This is a genomic window from Bradyrhizobium uaiense (assembly GCF_010811875.1).
Classification (GTDB): domain Bacteria; phylum Pseudomonadota; class Alphaproteobacteria; order Rhizobiales; family Xanthobacteraceae; genus Bradyrhizobium; species Bradyrhizobium uaiense.
The window spans coordinates 1-220 of sequence record NZ_VKHP01001228.1; the positions used below are offsets into that span (position 1 = coordinate 1).

Genomic DNA, 220 nt, shown 5'->3' on the forward strand with positions numbered 1-220 from the left:
AGCACCCCTTCCACGACCATCCGCTTGTCGCGTCCAGTCGCGCCCTCCTCGTCAGGCCGGCCGATGATCAACGGCGCCACCCGCTCCCTCGCCGCGTCGCTCAATACCAAACGGTCCATCACCCCCAAGGCGGCCTCCCCAAAAGCAGCCTTGAATCTGATTTGCTCCTAAAAGGGAATCCTTAGAGTCCACACCACCTAGACGGCGAGCATGCTGCTGC

General features: G+C 62.3%; 1 pseudogene. It reads right to left on the bottom strand.

The window, feature by feature from the left end:
• Positions 1-119 (bottom strand): annotated as a pseudogene (locus tag FNJ47_RS49410) (IS5/IS1182 family transposase); the annotation flags it as partial.
• Between the last annotated feature and the right edge of the window lie 101 nt (positions 120-220).